Source organism: Micromonospora sp. WMMD961 (genome assembly GCF_029626145.1).
GTDB lineage: Bacteria > Actinomycetota > Actinomycetes > Mycobacteriales > Micromonosporaceae > Micromonospora.
The window spans coordinates 978963-996038 of sequence record NZ_JARUBJ010000002.1 but is presented as its reverse complement, the minus strand read 5'-3'; the positions used below and the strand labels follow the sequence as shown (position 1 = coordinate 996038).

14 protein-coding genes are annotated in these 17076 nt (G+C 67.1%); 8 read left to right on the top strand and 6 right to left on the bottom strand.

What is annotated here, in order from left to right:
- Nucleotides 1-831 precede the first annotated feature (831 nt).
- The 3 genes from O7614_RS04790 to O7614_RS04780 all read left to right on the top strand — a co-directional run bounded on the left by O7614_RS04790 (nt 832) and on the right by O7614_RS04780 (nt 4639).
- The gene (locus O7614_RS04790) at nt 832-1698 is read left to right on the top strand and encodes a hypothetical protein (RefSeq protein WP_278137281.1); all 867 of its coding nucleotides are present in this window, start codon (nt 832-834) and stop codon (nt 1696-1698) included.
- A 411-nt stretch (nt 1699-2109) separates the two neighbouring features.
- A complete protein-coding gene (locus O7614_RS04785; RefSeq protein ID WP_278137280.1) occupies nt 2110-3078 on the top strand; it encodes a replication-relaxation family protein in 969 nt (322 codons plus the stop codon).
- Between the two features lie 625 nt (nt 3079-3703).
- On the top strand, nt 3704-4639 hold the full coding sequence (locus tag O7614_RS04780) for a replication-relaxation family protein (protein WP_278137279.1): 936 nt from the start codon (nt 3704-3706) through the stop codon (nt 4637-4639).
- A 296-nt stretch (nt 4640-4935) separates the two neighbouring features.
- Here the strand turns inward: O7614_RS04780 and O7614_RS04775 are convergent, their stop codons facing one another.
- Nucleotides 4936-5274 (bottom strand): hypothetical protein, encoded by a 339-nt coding sequence (locus O7614_RS04775; protein WP_278137278.1) that lies wholly within the window; start codon nt 5272-5274, stop codon nt 4936-4938.
- A 382-nt stretch (nt 5275-5656) separates the two neighbouring features.
- On the opposite strand from O7614_RS04775, the gene O7614_RS04770 reads away from it, so the two are divergent.
- Complete coding sequence (locus tag O7614_RS04770) at nt 5657-6076, top strand: PadR family transcriptional regulator (protein ID WP_278137277.1); 420 nt, start codon at nt 5657-5659, stop codon at nt 6074-6076.
- Entirely contained in the window at nt 6073-7125 is a 1053-nt protein-coding gene (locus tag O7614_RS04765; protein ID WP_278137276.1) for a GlsB/YeaQ/YmgE family stress response membrane protein, read from the top strand. The genes O7614_RS04770 and O7614_RS04765 overlap by 4 nt, the downstream gene beginning before the upstream one ends.
- Before the next feature lie 307 nt (nt 7126-7432).
- Here the strand turns inward: O7614_RS04765 and O7614_RS04760 are convergent, their stop codons facing one another.
- The 5 genes from O7614_RS04760 to dcm form a co-directional block, all read right to left on the bottom strand.
- Nucleotides 7433-8551, bottom strand: coding sequence for an XRE family transcriptional regulator (locus O7614_RS04760; RefSeq protein WP_278137275.1), 1119 nt, complete (start codon nt 8549-8551; stop codon nt 7433-7435).
- Nucleotides 8548-9249 carry a hypothetical protein gene (locus O7614_RS04755; RefSeq protein WP_278137274.1) on the bottom strand — a complete coding sequence of 234 codons (702 nt, stop codon included), beginning with the start codon at nt 9247-9249 and terminating at the stop codon, nt 8548-8550. The genes O7614_RS04760 and O7614_RS04755 overlap by 4 nt, the downstream gene beginning before the upstream one ends.
- 261 nt (nt 9250-9510) lie before the next feature.
- Entirely contained in the window at nt 9511-9951 is a 441-nt protein-coding gene (locus O7614_RS04750) for a very short patch repair endonuclease (protein ID WP_278137273.1), read from the bottom strand.
- Nucleotides 9952-10029: 78 nt separating this feature from the next.
- Nucleotides 10030-10743 carry a GIY-YIG nuclease family protein gene (locus O7614_RS04745; protein WP_278137272.1) on the bottom strand — a complete coding sequence of 238 codons (714 nt, stop codon included), beginning with the start codon at nt 10741-10743 and terminating at the stop codon, nt 10030-10032.
- Nucleotides 10744-10801: 58 nt separating this feature from the next.
- Nucleotides 10802-11980, bottom strand: a complete 1179-nt coding sequence (gene dcm / locus O7614_RS04740; protein WP_278137271.1) for a DNA (cytosine-5-)-methyltransferase — start codon at nt 11978-11980, stop codon at nt 10802-10804.
- Between the two features lie 1052 nt (nt 11981-13032).
- Between dcm and O7614_RS04735 the strand changes: the two genes are divergently transcribed.
- Genes O7614_RS04735 through O7614_RS04725 form a run of 3 tightly spaced genes read left to right on the top strand, consistent with a single transcriptional unit; the run spans nt 13033 to nt 17023 of the window.
- Nucleotides 13033-13812 (top strand): hypothetical protein, encoded by a 780-nt coding sequence (locus O7614_RS04735; RefSeq protein WP_278137270.1) that lies wholly within the window; start codon nt 13033-13035, stop codon nt 13810-13812.
- Entirely contained in the window at nt 13809-15137 is a 1329-nt protein-coding gene (locus O7614_RS04730) for a ParB N-terminal domain-containing protein (RefSeq protein ID WP_278137269.1), read from the top strand. Before O7614_RS04735 ends, O7614_RS04730 begins: the two co-directional genes overlap by 4 nt.
- On the top strand, nt 15134-17023 hold the full coding sequence (locus O7614_RS04725) for a DEAD/DEAH box helicase (protein ID WP_278137268.1): 1890 nt from the start codon (nt 15134-15136) through the stop codon (nt 17021-17023). The genes O7614_RS04730 and O7614_RS04725 overlap by 4 nt, the downstream gene beginning before the upstream one ends.
- Nucleotides 17024-17076: the final 53 nt, after the last annotated feature.

The following is a 17076-nucleotide window of genomic DNA, read 5'->3' as shown; positions in this document are numbered from 1 at the left end:
CGCTTCCCGGGCGAGGCAGCCGGGACCGAGGGTTCTCCCACTGGTGCGCACACCTCGGCGGTCGACATGGGTGAGGCGCCGGGCCTGACGCCCGGGGACGAGGACGCGGCATTTGGTCGGGGTTCGCGCCACGCCGGCGCCGTCCGCTGGCCTACCGAGCGTGCCGGCAGCGAATGCCACGCCGCTGTGAGTCGCTGTGAGTCTGTGTGAGCGGCTGTGAGTCGCTGTGAGTGGGAGGGTGTATAGGGCCCCGGAGACTCTCCTGTCGGACACTTCTCGCACCCGCCCCTACGCTCACAGCCCTGCTCAGCACCCCTAGCGCGAGGTGACCAGCGGCGGTGCGACTCCAGCGGTGAAATGGCTACGGCGCGCCTTCGACGGCACGAAGTTCATCGGCGCTGTCGGTCCGACGCCAGCCAAGGTGGTTCAGTGCCAACGAGAGTGATCCGACCGCCGATGACGGACGAGATTCGCTGACCAGACGGGCGGGGCCAGCGGCTGTGAGTGACTGTGAGCCGCTGTGAGTGACTGTGAGCGGTGGGCGCGGCTCGACGACCGTGACCTCTTCGCTGAGCCGTCCGGGTGCCGCCCACGGTGCGCCTCGGTGGCTCACAGCCCTGCTCAGCCGTACCGCGGCCCGTCCGCGTCGCCCGCCAGGTGCCGGACTGACACCCGGAGTTCGGGTGGGGCGCCACGGCGGTCCGCCGGGGGCGAAAAGCGAGCCTGACCTGCGCTGTGAGCGGTTGTGAGTGGGTCGTGGCGTAATCGGCATCCCAGCGTCGCCGAAAAGACGGCGACCCCTCGATGGTCTCTGACCGAGGAGTACTGATCATGAGTGTGTCCGACACGATCTGGCCCGCCGCACCCCTGGACGCCGTCGACGTCGCGTTCGCGGCGCTGACCAGGGACCCGGCGCCCCTGTCCCTCGACCTCGACATGTTCGGTCCGGATGACGGCCTGCCAAGGGGTTCCGTGGCGCTGCCGGCGCTGCGGGACTGGCTGCTGGCGAACCCGCGCGCCTACACGCCCCGCGACGCGGTGTGGCGAGAGTTGATCCGTCGTGCCCGCCTGGACGGACCGCAGTGGGTCATCGCCGCGGTCGGCATGGCGATGCCGGCGCTGCGCCGCTACGCCAGGCGCTTGTCTGACGGCTACCGCGGTGACCCCGACGACATCGGCGCGGAGATCCTCGCGGGTTTCCTGGCGGCGCTGAAAAATCACGTGGACGTGGCCCGCCGGGCGCCGTACGCGTCGTTGTGCCGGGCCGGGTGGCGCGCCGGGCACGCGCTGCGACAGCAGGCCAGCGAGTTCGTTCCGGTCGAGGACGTGGAGCGCGTCACGGGACCGCGGACCCCGCAGGTGCCCTACGGGCATCCGGACGTGCTGGTACGCCGCGCGGTGCGCCTGGGGATCCTCGACGCCGACGACGAGCAGCCCTACATCGACGTGCGACTGGGACGGCGGGCCATGGATCCGATCGCGGCCCGGATGGGCATCAGCACCGACGCCCTGCGCATGCGGTTGGGTCGCATCGACACCCGCCTCGCCGAAGCCCTCGCCAACGGCATGCTGACCGGCGCAGCGTCCCCGCAGGCCGCCGAGGCGTTGGCGGCGCAAGCCGAACGCCGGGCCAGTCTGCGCGCCGCCAGCCGCCGTCGCCTCTCCACCCCTACCGCCACGTCGACGGCAGTCGCGTAGGTCGGCTCCCTCTTCTCGCGGCGCCGTCACTTCCCCCGGTGAGGGCTCCTGGGACGGATCACCTCAACTGAGAAAACCCCTCGTTGTGAGTGGCTGTGAGTGGCTGTGAGTGGGGCAGGCGTTCGCCAGAGCACACAAGCGACGGTTTGTTAATGACGGCGCCAGAAGCCGCGCTCGGATTCTCGCCGTACCGCATGACCGGCCGGTGATCCGGCCGCGCGGACCAGCCAGCTCCGTGCCCGGGCTGCCGTCCGGGCACGGAACAGGCGAGCCGTTGCCCTGTCACCCACCGCGACGCACGACCGCGGTGGCGTGATCCGCCCGAGGTGCGCCGCATCGACGCGGTCGCACGAACATTCATCCACCCCTGCCACCCCCTGTCGGGGTGGTGCCATCTTGGAGGTACCGGTCATGTCGACCACCTACCATTCCCAGTTCACTGTCCCGTCCACCCGACCGATCCCGGTGGAGCTGCTCCTGGCTGAGAGCGGCCGCATGCGCCGGCCCGACTGGTGGGCCGTCGAGATGCTCGCCGAGCATCGCGTCCTGACCACCGCGCAGCTCACCGCACTCGGTTTCGCGACCACCACGGCGTCGGCCACCCGACGTCTTGCGATCCTCGCCCGACGCGGCTGGATCGACCGCCTCTGGAACACCAGCGTTGCGGTCACCGCCGACACCTCGTGGTGCCTCGGCCCGATCGGCGCCCAACTCACCCCACTCGACGAAGACCGCGACGTCACACCGGCGCAGGCGTACCGGGCCCGCGACCGGCTCCGCGAACACGCGGGCCTGCCCGGCCTGCTGCAGGCCAACGACTTCTTCGTCGACCTGGCCACCCACGCGCTCACCGAACCCGGGAGTGACCTACGCACCTGGTGGTCACCGCGCACCTGCCGATACGTCACCGCGGCGCGACATGCCGCCTGGCACGGCGAGTACATCCACGACCGCGACCGCCACGCGTTCTGGTACCAGCCCGACCCCAGCGAGATCCGTCCCGCCGACCTCGCCGACCACGTCCACGCCTACCGGCGGCTGGCCGAACAAACCGGCCTGGCGACTCTGCTGTTCCACGCCGCCGACCCGCAGCGAGAGCAGGACCTGCGCCGCTACCTCGAGCGCCGCAACACGCGGCACCTCACCGTCGTCACCAGCAACCCCGAGCACGGCCACCCGGCCGACCCGCTCTGGCAGCCGATCGGCGAGACACACCGCCTCGCCCTGACCGACCTTCCCCACACCCCCGATCAGTGGCCGCCCGACACCGTGACCTTCAAGGAGGTACGGCCCCGAGCCCCACACCCCATCTACGACCCCGAACGCCCCTACGAAGAATCCGTGGCCAACGGCGAGTACCACTACCCGCCACGCCACTGACCAACCGACCGCTGCTCCTCGACCGGCCCGGGTGGGCCGGTCGAGGAGCAGACCGGGGCGGCCCAACGAAGCGATCACCCGGCCACTGTCAGGAGGACTACCGGAGGTTGCCGTTCGCTTCGAACCCGAACGGCAACGCCGACGGCTCTCACACCGCACGTCGCAGCCGCTACACCAACTTCGACCTTCAGGCGATTGGCTGCCCGTGTCACCGGAAGTTCGCCAAACGCGCGAGACCAGGCAGGTTGGCATGTCCAACCAGGCTTCCGGACAGCGATTACGGACCTCCGGTTGCTCCCGCCCCCTGCGGCCACGGGGCGCACCAACCTCACACCCACTCGCACCTGCGACCTTGAGGTAACAACAATGATCATCCCGCACCGCGAACCTCACCAGCGTCACCGGCCCGACTCACACCCACCCTCACCACACCCTCACGCTGAACCCGTTGTGCCCGGCGCTTCAGCGGTCAGTGCCGATCTCCGTTTTACCGTCCGTCTTGATCCTGACCCCCAACCTGACCCCGCACGGCCGCTCACAGCCCAGGTCAGCCCCGCTGTCAGGAGTCTGGGACCGCTCCAGACAGACCCTCCAGTCTCGGGTCTCTCCCCCAGGGCTTGTGCCCATGGGTAAACACCTACCCGCCGCGGATCCGCTGCTGCGTCTGCAGGCCAGCATCACCGCCCGCGACGACCGGCTCCTGGGCTGGCTCTACGACCACGGCGTGCTCACCACCGACCAGATAGCCGCCGCCCTGTTCCCATCCCTGGACTTCACCCAACGCCGGCTACGCCGCCTCACCGCCCTGCGAGCGGTCGACCGGTTCCGACCCAACAAAGCCGACGGAGGCTCGCACCCCTACCACTACGTCCTGGACCAACTCGGCTACGACCACGTCCACGCCCAACGCGGACTCCCACGAGGCCGCCGCGACCAAGCCCGCCGCCGCAAACACTCCCTGACCAACCGACCGGACCTGCCGCACCTGCTCGGCGGCAACCAGGTCTTCATCGACCTCGCCGCCCACGCCCGCACCCACCCCGACAGCGACCTCGCCCGCTGGCAACCCGCATCGGCCTACCACGAACCCGGCACCCTCTACCGCGAAGGCGCCAACCCGAACATCATCCTCGCCGGAGCGACCGGCCTCCCCCGTCCCGACGGCGCCGGAATATGGACCGAGGACGGAAGGTCCGTGCCGTTCTTCCTCGAGTACGACACCAGCGGTGAGAACCTGCAGGTCCTCATTGACAAAATCATCAAATACGAGCGGCTGTACATGCTGAGCACCTGGGCATGGCCGGTGCTGTTGCACCTACCCTCCGCACGACGCGAGGCGAACCTGCACCACCGGATCGCCGGCACCGACCCGAAGGCGGTCATCGCCACCACCACCGCCGAACTACGCACCGCCCTCGCCGCCAGCCCCGCCCACCAGATCTGGCAACTCCCCGGCTGTACCGGCCGTCACCGACTCATCGACTTGCCCTACACCGACACCCACCACGACGACCAATACCCCACCCACAACCAGCCCACCCCCGCCGAGCGGGCCGCCTAATGAGGAGCAGCGGAACACGCGGCGCGTGCGGCGGCCTGCAGGCCGCCGCACGCCGCCGAACCACCCCCACCCGCCAGCTCGCCGGCCCGGTAACCGTCACCGCCTTACGGGCGCGCACCGAGGCGACCGGAAGCGAACCGCGCCTCGATCGGGAACTGTCAGAATCTGTCAGCCACGCTCTCCGGCGATAGCGCCCGCGCCCGCACTGGCGGCACGCCGCTGTGAGTTGCTGTGAGTGGCGAACGTCTTCACGCGACCGCCGCCGACTCCGGCCGGCGGAACCCGGCGATCAATCTTCAGCGAATTCCTACCACCGCCCGGAGCGGCGGATCAGCCGCGGTGATAACCATCGCTGAAAAGTGACAGTTGTAGCTGACCGTCACAACAACCTTCGCGCTGCCAGCCGGAAAGGCCGAAGAGACCGGAAGACTTGATCTTTGGGCAAAGGTGAGCGTCGATCGTGTCCACCGTCCGTCCGGTAGTCCGTGCCGGACGATGCGACCGTCGACGAAAGGGACTTCACCATGCCTCGTGAACGCCTCAGCCTGCTCGCCGTGATCCCCGGCGATGTGATCGACCCACTCCTGTGGCGGCTCGCCCTCGATGTCACCGCCGCCCACCAACCCGACAACCACGGCAACTGCCGCAACCTGCAGTGCGCCGGCCAGCGCGGCATGTGCGCTGCCGCCCGCGCCGCCCGCCGAGCCATGAACCTCGCCCGGCCAGCACGGCCGGCCGCCACCCCGTCCACAACCCGGCGACCGCACCGGCGCGCGACCGTGGTCGCCTCCCGGCCGCTGCCGTTTCGTGGCTGGTTCACCACTTCGCCGGCAGAGCCGGCGGCGGACAGGCGCCTGCAGCGATCTCCTCGGCCATCCTTTTCGGCACCGACGGCCGCATAGGACGACATCCGACCTGATCGGCAAGCTCCGCCAGCGATTGCCCTTTGCTAGGACCGGGCCGGCGTTTTTCAGCGCCTGGCCACCGGTATAGCTTCATCACCGATATATTGAGGCCATGGCCACACCCACGCCGCTGCGGGAGCCCACCTTCCTCATCCTTACCGCCCTTGCACGGGAGCCCATGCACGGCTACGGCATCATCAGCGACGTCGCCGCGCTCTCCGGCGGTCGGCTGGCGCTGCGGCCCGGCACCCTTTACGGCGCGCTTGATCGCCTCAGCGACGAGGGGCTGGTCGAGCGGGACCACGAGGAGATCGTCGAGGGACGGCTGCGCCGCTACTACCGGCTCACCGAAGTGGGCCGGTCCGTGCTCACCGCGGAGACCGAACGACTGCGCCGCAACGTAGAGGCCGCCAGTCAGCGGCTACGGATTCGGCCCGCAGGCACCGCCGCCGGCGGCACCTCACGCGCCCCTGTCAACCTCCCGGGGGCGATCGCCCGCCCCACCCTTCGACCGAGCGGAGGCTTGGCATGAACCAGCCCAACCCCGCGCCGGAGCAGGCCGGGTCACCGCTGGAGTCCCGCTACCGGCGACTGCTGCGGGCCTACCCGGGTGACTACCAGGCCGAGCGAGGCGACGAGATCGTCGGAACATACCTCGACACGGTCGGACCGGGGCGGCGCTGGCCCTCCCCGCACGACGCCCTCGACCTCCTCGGTGCCGGACTCCGGGAGAGACTGCGCGGGTACGGCGCCCTCGGGCTGGCCGCCGCCTTGCCACTGGCCGCGACCGCCGCGCTGAACACCCTCGTCGCAGTCGCGACCTTCCTGCTCCTGCAGGTCGAGCTGAACGACCCCCGCGTCACCGGGCTGGACCCGGCGGGTCCGTTCCAGACCATCGGCGCCGTCATCTGGCTGGGCTGGCTGGTCGTCGGCCTCACCGCCACGGCGCTGCCCGGGTCTTGGGCACGAACCGCGGCGGCCGGCGGCCTCCTGCTGACCGTCGCATTGCCACTCGTGGCCGCTCTCATCGGACAACCCCGACCGCCGCTGTCCGTGCTACTCCCCGCCATCGCGCTTGGCCTCGCCACCCTCGCACTGCCCTCTCATCCCAGCTGGATCGCACGAGGCCTGCCGCTCCTCGCGGCCGGCTTCGGAACAGCCGTGTCCGCGGCTTTCAGCTCCGCCGAGAACGGCGGGAATTGGTTTGTCTCGTACAGCTCGACCCCGGAACTTCTGGCGATGGCCGGTGGGCTTCTGTTCGCCCTGGTCCTACTCGTCGGACTCGGCCGCGCCCTGCGCGCCGATGACACCGGACTCTGGGCGACGGTGCTCCTCACCACCCCCGCCGGTCTGCTCGGCACCGATCAGCTCAGCCAGGCGATCTGGGGGACCAGCGGCGGCGGACACACCCCGGCGGGCCTCGTCGTCACCACTGGATCATTGATTCTTCTCGCCGGCGCGGCGCTGCTCACAGTTGCCCTCGCGTGTCAGGCCGCACGACACCGGAGCGTACGTCGACGAGTGCTGGACAACGCCTGCGCGACCTGCGGGCATCGGCCGGAAGCGACAGCAGAGGGGTGACACTTCCGCAGCCCTGAGCTGCCTCCGGCCCCCGCCTGCACCTGGAAGCTCTCGCGATCATGCTGCGCCGGCCCCGCCGGGCCGATCACTTGCCTGCGCTACGTCCGCCCGGAACCCACCGCTTTCGCCAGCGCAACTGGCGGGCCGTCGGTGGACGAACAGTGGGCCTGGGATAGCCACACCAACCAGCCGTCCCCACCCGCAGGACACCGGAGTGCCCGCCCCGCCCAGGGGCGGAGTGCCGCAACCTCGAAGGATCATCCCGATCGTCGGCCGGCCCAGCAGTTCCGACGCACCCTCCGTTGCATCAGGAGTCTCCTGTAGCCAGCCGCAGTTCGGGCAACTGTTCGCTGGCGGCGTCGATCACTGAACGAGCCAGGGCTGCCGGAAGGCCGGCCTGCGCTGCCAAACTATCTATCGTTACCCGCTGCGGCCCGAGGAGTGCCACAGCCCGGCCGAGCAGGGAGGGCTGCTCGCGAGGACCCAGGTCACCCGGTTCGGGATGCCCCCACTGGGCGAGCAGGGTCATGCCCCGCCGGTAAGTGTGGTCCCGGTATACGCCCAGGTCGTGACCCCGATACACGAGCGCCTTCAGGCTGATGCCCCAGCGGCGTTTCAACTCGTGCAGCCGGTCAAAGTCCAGGCGGGCCGGCAGTTCCGCGGCCAACGCCGGACTGGGGGCGAGGAACTCGGAAGCGAAGGCCGTGGCCTCACGCTCAAGGATCTGACTGCCGGGCTCCGCGTCGTGATGCAGCAACAGATGACCCAGTTCGTGGGCGGTGTCCATCCGGGAGCGAGCCCTGTCATTCTTGCCCGGGTTCAGGAAGACGAACGGCCGCTGCCCGTACCAGTGCGAGAAGGCGTCGACCCGCTCCGAGGCGTCCGGCAACGACAGCACGATCACCCCGTGCGCCTCCAGCAGCCGTACCGTGTGCGGCACCGGCCCGTCGTCGAGCCCGAACTCCCGGCGCCCTGCCGCGGCGGCTGCGCGGATATCCTCGGCACGCGCCGGTTCCGGCAGGTCAAGCTGGGGCAGCCGCAGTTCGGGCAGCCGCAGCTGCCGGCTCAACACCTCGACCATCCGCCAGGCGACCTCGCCGAAAGCCTCCGCCTGGTCGCGCTCAGCCTGACTTGTGGTCCGCAGGCTACGGAAGTGCGCGCGCCCCGGCGACGTGGGAGCCGGAATGCCGGCGGCGAAGAACTCGACCGGCATCATCAGCGCCAACGCCAGCCGGGCCAGCACCGCCGCCGAGGGACGGGCCTGCCCCAGCTCGTACTGGCTGACCGCCGCCGCCGTGACCCCGATCTGCCGAGCCAGCTCGTTTTTGCGCATCCGCCGCCACCGGCGCGCCAACCCGAGGGCGTGCGGCTCAAACGCCGCGACGGCCGCGGTGGCCGGGACCGGCGGGCGGATCCCTCCGGTCACGCCGATCGGCCGGCGGAAGCACCGAAAGTACGGCCGGCGGCGAGGCCGGGCCGCAGCGTCTCAATCGGCAGCTCGGGGATCGGCAGCTCATCGTGCCGCTGCCCCGGCACGCCGGTCGGATCGCCGACGACCGGCAGCGGGGTCCCGACCGTCACCGCCTCGCCGAACCACAGCATCACCTCGAACCACGGCGATCCGCCCTCACGGTTGTCCCGGGGCAGTCCGAGGTACGCCGTCGCCTCGCCGGTCGTGATGTCCCCGGTGTGCGCGACGCGCAGATGCCGCTTGGGCGGCACCATACCGGCGAAGACCTCCGGGAACTGCTCGTCGTCGTCGAAAGCCAACTGGCCGTCGTGGCTGTTCTCCACCGCCCCGCCCAGCCGGGCCTCGCTACCCTCCCACCGGATCGACTCGATCCCACCCTGCAGTGAGTAGAGCCGCACGACGTACCCGGCGCAAAGGACCTCCAGGGAGTTGTCCTCCAGCCGCACCCGCACTCCGTCGACACCGGCGAACGTTGCCTTGCCCAGGTTGGTCAAGTTGCGCCACACGGTGGTGCCGAAACTCATCGCATCGTCGCCGAGCTCCGGCTCGTGCCGGTCCGCGGCACGCCGGTACACCTGCCGGATCAACCCGCCAAGCGGCTCAAGCACGCCCCGCTCATCCAGTACCGCGGCCGCGTTGTCCAACAGGCTCATGCCGGGAAATCTAGCCGACACCACAGTTGAAGTCGCGGAAATCAAGCGGACAACACGCCGGGACTCGAATACCGCTCACCTCACGCGTCCGCAGCGCTCGGAATTAGCAGCGCCACCATGCGCCGACGCACGCCCGTGCCACCATCGGCACCGGCAACATGAGTTGGACGCCGAGTAGGGCATGCGAGGGAGCCGTAGCTCAACGGCCTAGCCATCTAACGCCCTGTATTAGCTGGTGCAAGAAGGCCCTGCCCTTGATTCTCATCCTTCAGGCGTACTGAATCCTCGACGGCCTCGCACCGACTCGGCGATCCGGCCCGCCGCCGCAGCTAGGTCGTCGTGCTCCCACACGATGATCAGCAGCCAACCGGCGTCCTCGAGGGCCTGGTGAGTCCGTCGGTCGCGGTCCATGTTTCTGGCGAGCTTCTCGCGCCAGTATTTGTTGTTTGCCGTCGGCTGTCGGTGGTGCTGGGGGCAGCCGTGCCAAAAGCATCCGTAGACCTCGACGGCGACGCGGGCTGGGCGGAAAATGATGTCGATCTTGCGGCGCAGGTCCGGAAGCGGTTGAGCGCAGACGCGGTAGCGAAGGCCCTTGGCGTGCAGCGCCCGGCGCAGCGCCAATTCTGGACTGGTGTCGCGGCTACGGTTGCCCTGCATGGCGCGTCGAGTCGCCGGGCTGGAGGCCCACGACTGATCTGGCATGTCTCTCACCCTAGTCAGAACCGCCTCGAAAGCCGTCCGGTGCTCGCCGCGCCCAAGCGCGCCCGTCGTCTCGGTCCGCTACCCGTCCGTGTCGAAGAGGTCAGGGCTGTCGTCATGCTCGAACAACACACTGCCGACGAGACCGGTGACGTCGATGGCAGAGGGGTCGGGTGTAGGTCGGCCTTCGGCGTAGGCCAGCCGGACGGCGGCGATGTAGGCCAGCCGGACGCCTTGGATGACCAGCACCCGCCGCAGACCGTCGGAGACCTCACCCCGCTCATGCGCCACCGCAGCGAGTCGGGAGATCGTCTCGGCACGACGGGCGATGCGGATATCCGGATGCCCCCTCTCACGGCGGATGGCGTCGCTAATGAGCGGAAACCGGCCGGATGTGGGCAGGTCGACAGTCGGTGAGACTGGCGGGATTTTCTCGTTGAGGATGGCCTTGAAGCGGCTCTCCCGGATCGCTTTCAAGTAAGCGGTGTACTCGACCGCGTTGAGCCTCTGCTGGGCTGCCGCGTAGTCCGGGTGTCGTTTACCCGCGACCTCTTCGAACTCCCACAGCGGCCACAGTTCCATCTCGGCGACCTCGAAGACGTCGAGGATGCGCATGGCCACAGCGTCGGTGCGCTGGTTGGTCAGGTGCCGTCGCACCCGCACGCGCAACCGCTCGTTGGTCTGGCCAACGTAGATGGGCTCACCGTCGTAGTCGTAGAACGCGTAGCAGCCCCAGCGGGCATCTGACCACTGCCGGCCATGCACGTCCCGTGTGGCGAGCGCCGCGTCCAGCATTCCCCGAAAGTCGCGGACCGCCGGAGCCGGCAGCGTGTTGCGGGCCGGCCGAGGAACGCTAGGCACCCACCACCGCCAGGCGTCGCGACTCCGCCGAGCGCAGCTCGCCGCGCACGAGCGGCATCAGATACTCACGGCCGAGCCACGCCACCACAGGCACGCACACCGCGTCACCGAAGCCGAACAGAGCCTGATTCGTGCGCAGCCCGTCAAGGCGGTAGTCAGCGGCGCCCATCAGCTTCGCGTACTCCCGCGGCGTCATCCAACGCACCCGAACCTTGCCCTGCCCAGCCTCGACGACGGCCTGCTTCGAGGACCCACCTCGCGCTGTGCGCAAGCATCCGGAAATGTCATCGGGACGGATCTCCCAGGTCGGCTTCCCGGCGCGGGTGCGCCGGTACGCGGTTCGACGGGAGAGTCCGCGACCCTTGCGTAGGGATTCCAGCCGCTCGGCCTGAATGGGCGACAGGGAGCTGACGAAGGCTGCCTGGCGCTGCTCATCCCACCAGAGGTCGCTGCTGGACGGCACCTTGTCCGCGAGCTCGGTCAAGCCTGTGGTCATCGGCGGCGGAGGCGCCGGCAGCAAAGTGCGGTGAGTCCGCAAGCTCGGATCGCCGAACGGCGCTTGCAGCCAGTCCGGCCGCAGCTCGCTGTTGGGGACGGGCTCGTCGGCTGGGGGCTCAAGCGCGCCAACGAGGAATAGCCGTGGGCGTGACTGCGGCACGAAGCGACGGGCATCGAGCGCGAGCACATCCACTGAGTAGTCAAGATCATTTAGGGCGCGGATGGCGGCGGCAAGGTCCTCGCCGCCGTGGCTGGTCGCCAGGCCTACGACGTTTTCCAACGCCACGACGGACGGCCGTCGGTCGCCCATCTGCTCAAGCACTCGCACGAAGTGCCAAAATGTTCCTGATTCGCTGCCAGCGAGGCCGCGTCGTGCGCCTGCCAGGGATAGGTCGGTGCAGGGAAATGACGCCCAGGCCAAGGCTAGGTCGTCTGGCATCTGAGCGCCCTTGACGTTCGCTATGTCGCCGGGCTCGTAGGTGTGCGCGCCAACCGGGTCCCTGAAGTGACCTTCGTACATCTCCTTCTTGGCCGGTTCGATGTCGTTCGACCAGGTGACCTCAAAGCCGGCGTCCTCTAGACCGAGGCGCACGAGACCTATGCCGGCGAAGAACTCCGCCGCGGTGGGCTTGGTAGCGCTGGCATCGGAAGGGATCAACACTAGCTCGGTCACGGGTCTTACAGTACAAACCTTACGTTGATCCACAAGCCATCGGGGCTCGCGGGTCGCACGCCGTATTCTGCGTCAGTCGCCACGATCATGGCCCGTCGACCACAAAAGGCTTAGATAACGTCCGGTTCACGTGCTTCATCGGTTATGTGACGTTCGTACCGATTATCGAGTTGATCTGCTGAGTCATGAGGCGCTTGGCAGGGATGTCGATCATGATGATGGTGATCACGCCGTCGAAGTTGTCGCGTGGGCTTCATGGTCGTGAATGAGCTGGCGATGATGGATGAGCCGGGCTCAGACTTCGCTCGAAGACCCATCGCTGTTTGATCACGTTGGAGATCAACTTCGGCTCTTCTGGCGATCTTGACGTCATCGCCGGGTACGGCACCGCATTCGACGCGCCCCCGTTCCGGGCACCGCGCTAGTTCCCGTCGCCAGGACGAGCCACGCCGCCACACTCTTCGACCTTCGACGGCGGGATCACCACGATCGCCGTCGAGCCAGGCACCGCTGCGAATTCTGGATTCCTGGCTAGGCTGCCGCCCGCCCGACGCCGATCCCACGCAACTCTCGTCGGCGCTCGTCCGCCAACGACCTCACCACAGATCATGACGGCTGCGTCTCAACACGCCGCTGCCTCCAGCGCAGCTCTCCGAATCGAAAAGACTGACGGTCCCCGAAGGACGGTCCCTGAAGGACCAGGCCCGAAGTCCTGACGCTGCCGTGCGAGCCGCTGACCATGGGCCATCGGCCTCGTCAACTTCCTGCGAGCAGGACAGAAGTATCCGAGGAACTTTCGGGGCGGCCCTGGTGCTCGCCCTCAGCCGGCAGCAGACTGTATTCTTCTGTGCCGCAATCATGACTGTGGGATCTCGGGCTGAGCGGCCCGCAGCAACATGAAAGTCCATGGTCCTGGAACGAGACCGTCCATAGGATCGCCCAACGGCCTGGTGGACGGGGCCGGACATCTGGGGAGGCTAACGACAGTGCTGCCGGACGAAGCTGCACCATGTCGCCATGCGGGGGCGCCGACGCCTGACGCCGTGCGCCGGGTGGACTACCTCATCCAGAACTTGGTCACGGATACCGAGGTGCTGGCCCGGTACGGACTGACGGCCGAGGAGTATCGCGACGCAGTGCCCGCGGCGATTGAAGCAGCGCGCGGCAGCATGAGCGCGAGCAACGCCGGCCGCCGCCAATTTTTGCTCGACATCCTGGAGGCGCTGCTGGGGGCGGGATTGGTAGACAGCGTCACCAAACCCCAGTACGGCGATGACACTATTTACCGGCTGTCGGTCCCCCGGTTTGGCGACGTGGCGATCATCCAGAAAGGCTGCCCGGATGGCGTACATAGCAGCATTCGCTGGTCGGTGCCGGATTGGGCGCGCGAGACGTACCTCTGGTGGCTATGCGATAGCATGAAGGCCGAACCGGGTGAGCACATCGCTAAGGGCATCCAGCGCATGCGCACCCGCGTCCTTGACCCGGCCGACCGGACTGTAGATGGCGTCATATTTCACAATCACCTATGTGGTACACCCAAGCGCCGGTGCCCGAAGCAGAATCGAGCCGTTCAAATTGGCGGGCTACTTGTACCCCCGCCGTGCATCTATATCATGCCCGACAGCAGCAATCCCGATGCACGCGACTTGAACTGGGCGGGTACGGAGCAGCGTTTCTTTCCCGGCATCTTGCTCGGCCTATTCGGAATTGATAGGCAGGCCTTGCCGGCGTATCTGGGGCATGTCGGTTTCCAGCGCAAAAACGGCGAGGTCCGAACCACCATCTCGGCTAGATTCGGCATCGGCCGTTCGACCACCTACAGGAGATGATCCGGTTGCTCAATCCGATGCTTGACCAGGATCGCGTGGCGCTGCTGCGGAACCGTCCCCCAACGCGCCATGTGCTGGTTCCGGCCTGGCCACGCGAGCAGAAGGAGTTGCCGCAGGTCGAGGTTGAGGTTGCCTGGGTCCGCTTTTCCACGCTCAACCATCGCACCAAGGCCGAGCAGCGCCGTGAGATTCACCGCGCTGGCCAAGCTGATCTGTTCAGTGCTGACCCGCTCGGCCCGGTCGCACAGGAGGCGCAGTACCGCATCCTCACCAGCCAGGAAGGCTTCAAAGAGCTAAAGGCGGACCTGAGAGATCGCGGTCAGCAGGACCCTGCAATCATCACTGCCGAGGGTGTTCTTATCAATGGAAATCGGCGTACCGCCGCCTTGCGCTCCCTATATCAGGACGACGATTGGTTGAGAGCGCGTTACGTCCAATGCCTTGTCCTCCCGGAAGACGCCCAGATCGACGAGCTTGTCGATCTTGAGGCAGAACTGCAGATCGCGCGCGACTTTAAGCAAGAGTACTCATGGGTTAATGAAGCGTTCCTCATCGAAGAACTTTACGATCGCGAGGGCAAGGACTTTGGGCGCGTCGCCCGTCGCATGCACAGCGACGTTGCGAAAGTGCGGGATTTGCACGATAAGCTTCAACAGGTGCACCAGCTAGTTGACCTGTCGAAGGGCGCTCGCCTGCACGTCGATTTCGCCGACAACGAGTCCGCCTTTACTGAGCTGACCGGGCATATTCGAAACAAACCCGCGGCCGAGGCCGACAGTGTGCGGGCGGCATATTTCCTCGGCACGTTGGCCAACGTGGAGTACCGCAAGCTGCGTCATCTCCGGCGTGCAGACGCCGCACAGCTTATCCATCGCGAAATAGAGCGTGATCCGGCGCTCAAGCCGGTGCTCGCCGCCGCCCATTCCGCCGAGGCTACCGATCCGGGCGACGACCTGCTGGACGACCTGCTTGGCGAGGACCCACCTGCGCAGCCGTTAAATGAGCTGCTCAGCTTGATTGCTGCTCGGACGCCCGATGAGAACGTAGACCTCGGTAACGGGGACAGAGTCTCCGCCCGTCAGGTTCTCACCTCCCTACGTGGCGCAATCGTCGCTGCCGCAGAGGAGGCCGCAGACGAAGTGGCAGACCAGTCAGCAGTCAAGGCTCCTCTTTCCCAGGCTGATAAGGCGATCAACGCGCTTAGGCGAATCGGCAAAGATCTCCCAAAGGCTCGGGCTCAGACTGAGTGGGATGAGCATACCTTCGGTCTTAAACTCGCCGAAATCAGAGGTCTGCTGAACGAAATCGAAAGCCGCCAGGCGTGATTTTTGCCGAGCTCTATCAGCAGGGCCGCCCGCTCGTCGTCGTCACCCGCCAGGCCCCAGCCGTCGCTGGGGCTTGGGCCCGCCTGCAGGCATCGATGTCACGAGGAATCATCGGCGGGTCGGCCGACCGCATGGAGGTGCGTGTCGATGTATTTCTGGCCGAACTGACAGCGCTCCGTGAGGTGCGAACGGTCTTTTCGGAGCCGGTTCGGCTGGGCGCAACGCTGCAGGAACAGATTCGCTCGCTTATCAGTGACCAGAAGCGCCGCGAGGACGTAGCTGCCGGATCCCATCCGACCTCGCCCGACACACTAGCGGCCCAGCTAGCCGCAGCGGGCTTCCGCCGACAATTGCGCGGCTTCCAGCTGGAGAACCTCGCGATGATCCAGCGGCTCCCGCACGGTGCGGACTTCTCCGTCCCCGGTGCCGGCAAGACCACGGTAGCGCTGGCCAATTACACTTTGATGCGAGCTCGCAAGGACGTTGAGCAGCTTCTCGTCATCGCGCCCCTAGCCGCCTTCGAGGCCTGGCGTGAGGATGCTGCCGCATGTTTTGAGAGGCCGCCACGCATCGCGACCCACGCTGGGGCTGTCTCAATCGATAGCGACGTCGAGGTGCTCTTGACTAGCTACAACCGCGTCGCCTCCGACTACGACCGCATCCGGGGGTATGTCGGCCGCCGACCCACCCACGTCATCCTCGACGAAGCGCACCGGGTGAAGCGTGGAGCCCAGGGAGTGCACGGCCGCGCGGTGCTTGACCTCGCCTACGCCGCTCAGCGCCGTGACATCCTGACCGGCACCCCAGCCCCTCAAGGCGCCTTCGACCTAATCGCCCTCATGCGCTTTCTCTATCCAGGACAGGACCAAAAGATTCTGCCGGCGAGCGCTTACAACGAACGCGCGGGTCGCGACGACGATGTGCTGAGCCAGACCAGCGCCGCGATTCAACGCTACTTCGTCCGCACGCCCAAGTCACGCCTTGGCCTGCCCGGCACCACTTTCGATGTGACTACGCGAATGATGAGTCCTATCCAGCAGGCGATTTATAGCGCTCTGCTAGGTCGTTATCGCGGCGACTTCGAGCTCGACCGCCCGACCCGTCGGCAGTTCGACAGGCTCGGTAGGGTCGTCATGTACCTATTGGAGGCCGCGACTAACCCGATGCTGTTGGTCGCCGGCTCGGACGACGCCGACGAGCTTGGATTCATACACCCGCCGCTTGCCCTAGACGGCAGCGAGCCGCTCGCCGAGCTGCTGGCCCGGTACCGGGACTATGAAACGCCTTGGAAGTATCAGCATGTTAAATCGATGGTCGAACAAGCGCGCGAACGTGGCGAAAAAGTCATCGTCTGGTCTACCTTCGTACGTAACATCCGGTCGCTTGCCACGCACCTCAAGAGCTTCCAGCCGGCCATCGTCCATGGAGGAATTCCCACGCGAGATAGCGCGCCGAACGGGGCGCTCAGTCGCGAGGCCGAGCTGGATCGCTTCCGACACGACCGAGACTGCCACGTCCTGCTCGCCAACCCGGCTGCCTGCGGTGAAGGCATCAGCTTGCACCACTGGTGCCATCACGCCATCTACCTCGACCGGACCTTCAACGCTGGCCACTTCCTGCAGAGCCAAGACCGCATCCACCGGCTCGGGCTCAAGGACAACGTGACTACCCGGTTTACACTGCTGCTCAGTGAGGGAAGCATCGACGAGACCATCAACATTCGACTGCGTGAAAAGATCACTGCGCTGTCCGTGCTAATGGACGATCCAGGCTTGGTTCGTGTGGCTCTTCCTGAGCCGGACAACGACACGCCCGAACAGCCGGCAGCCTCGGACGATCTAGAGGCTATCGCGTCGCATGTTAAGGCACGGCTCGATGCTGCCTAAGCGCGGTGTAGCTCACGCGGTTCTGCTCCTCTGTCATGCCGCTCACCTTGCAC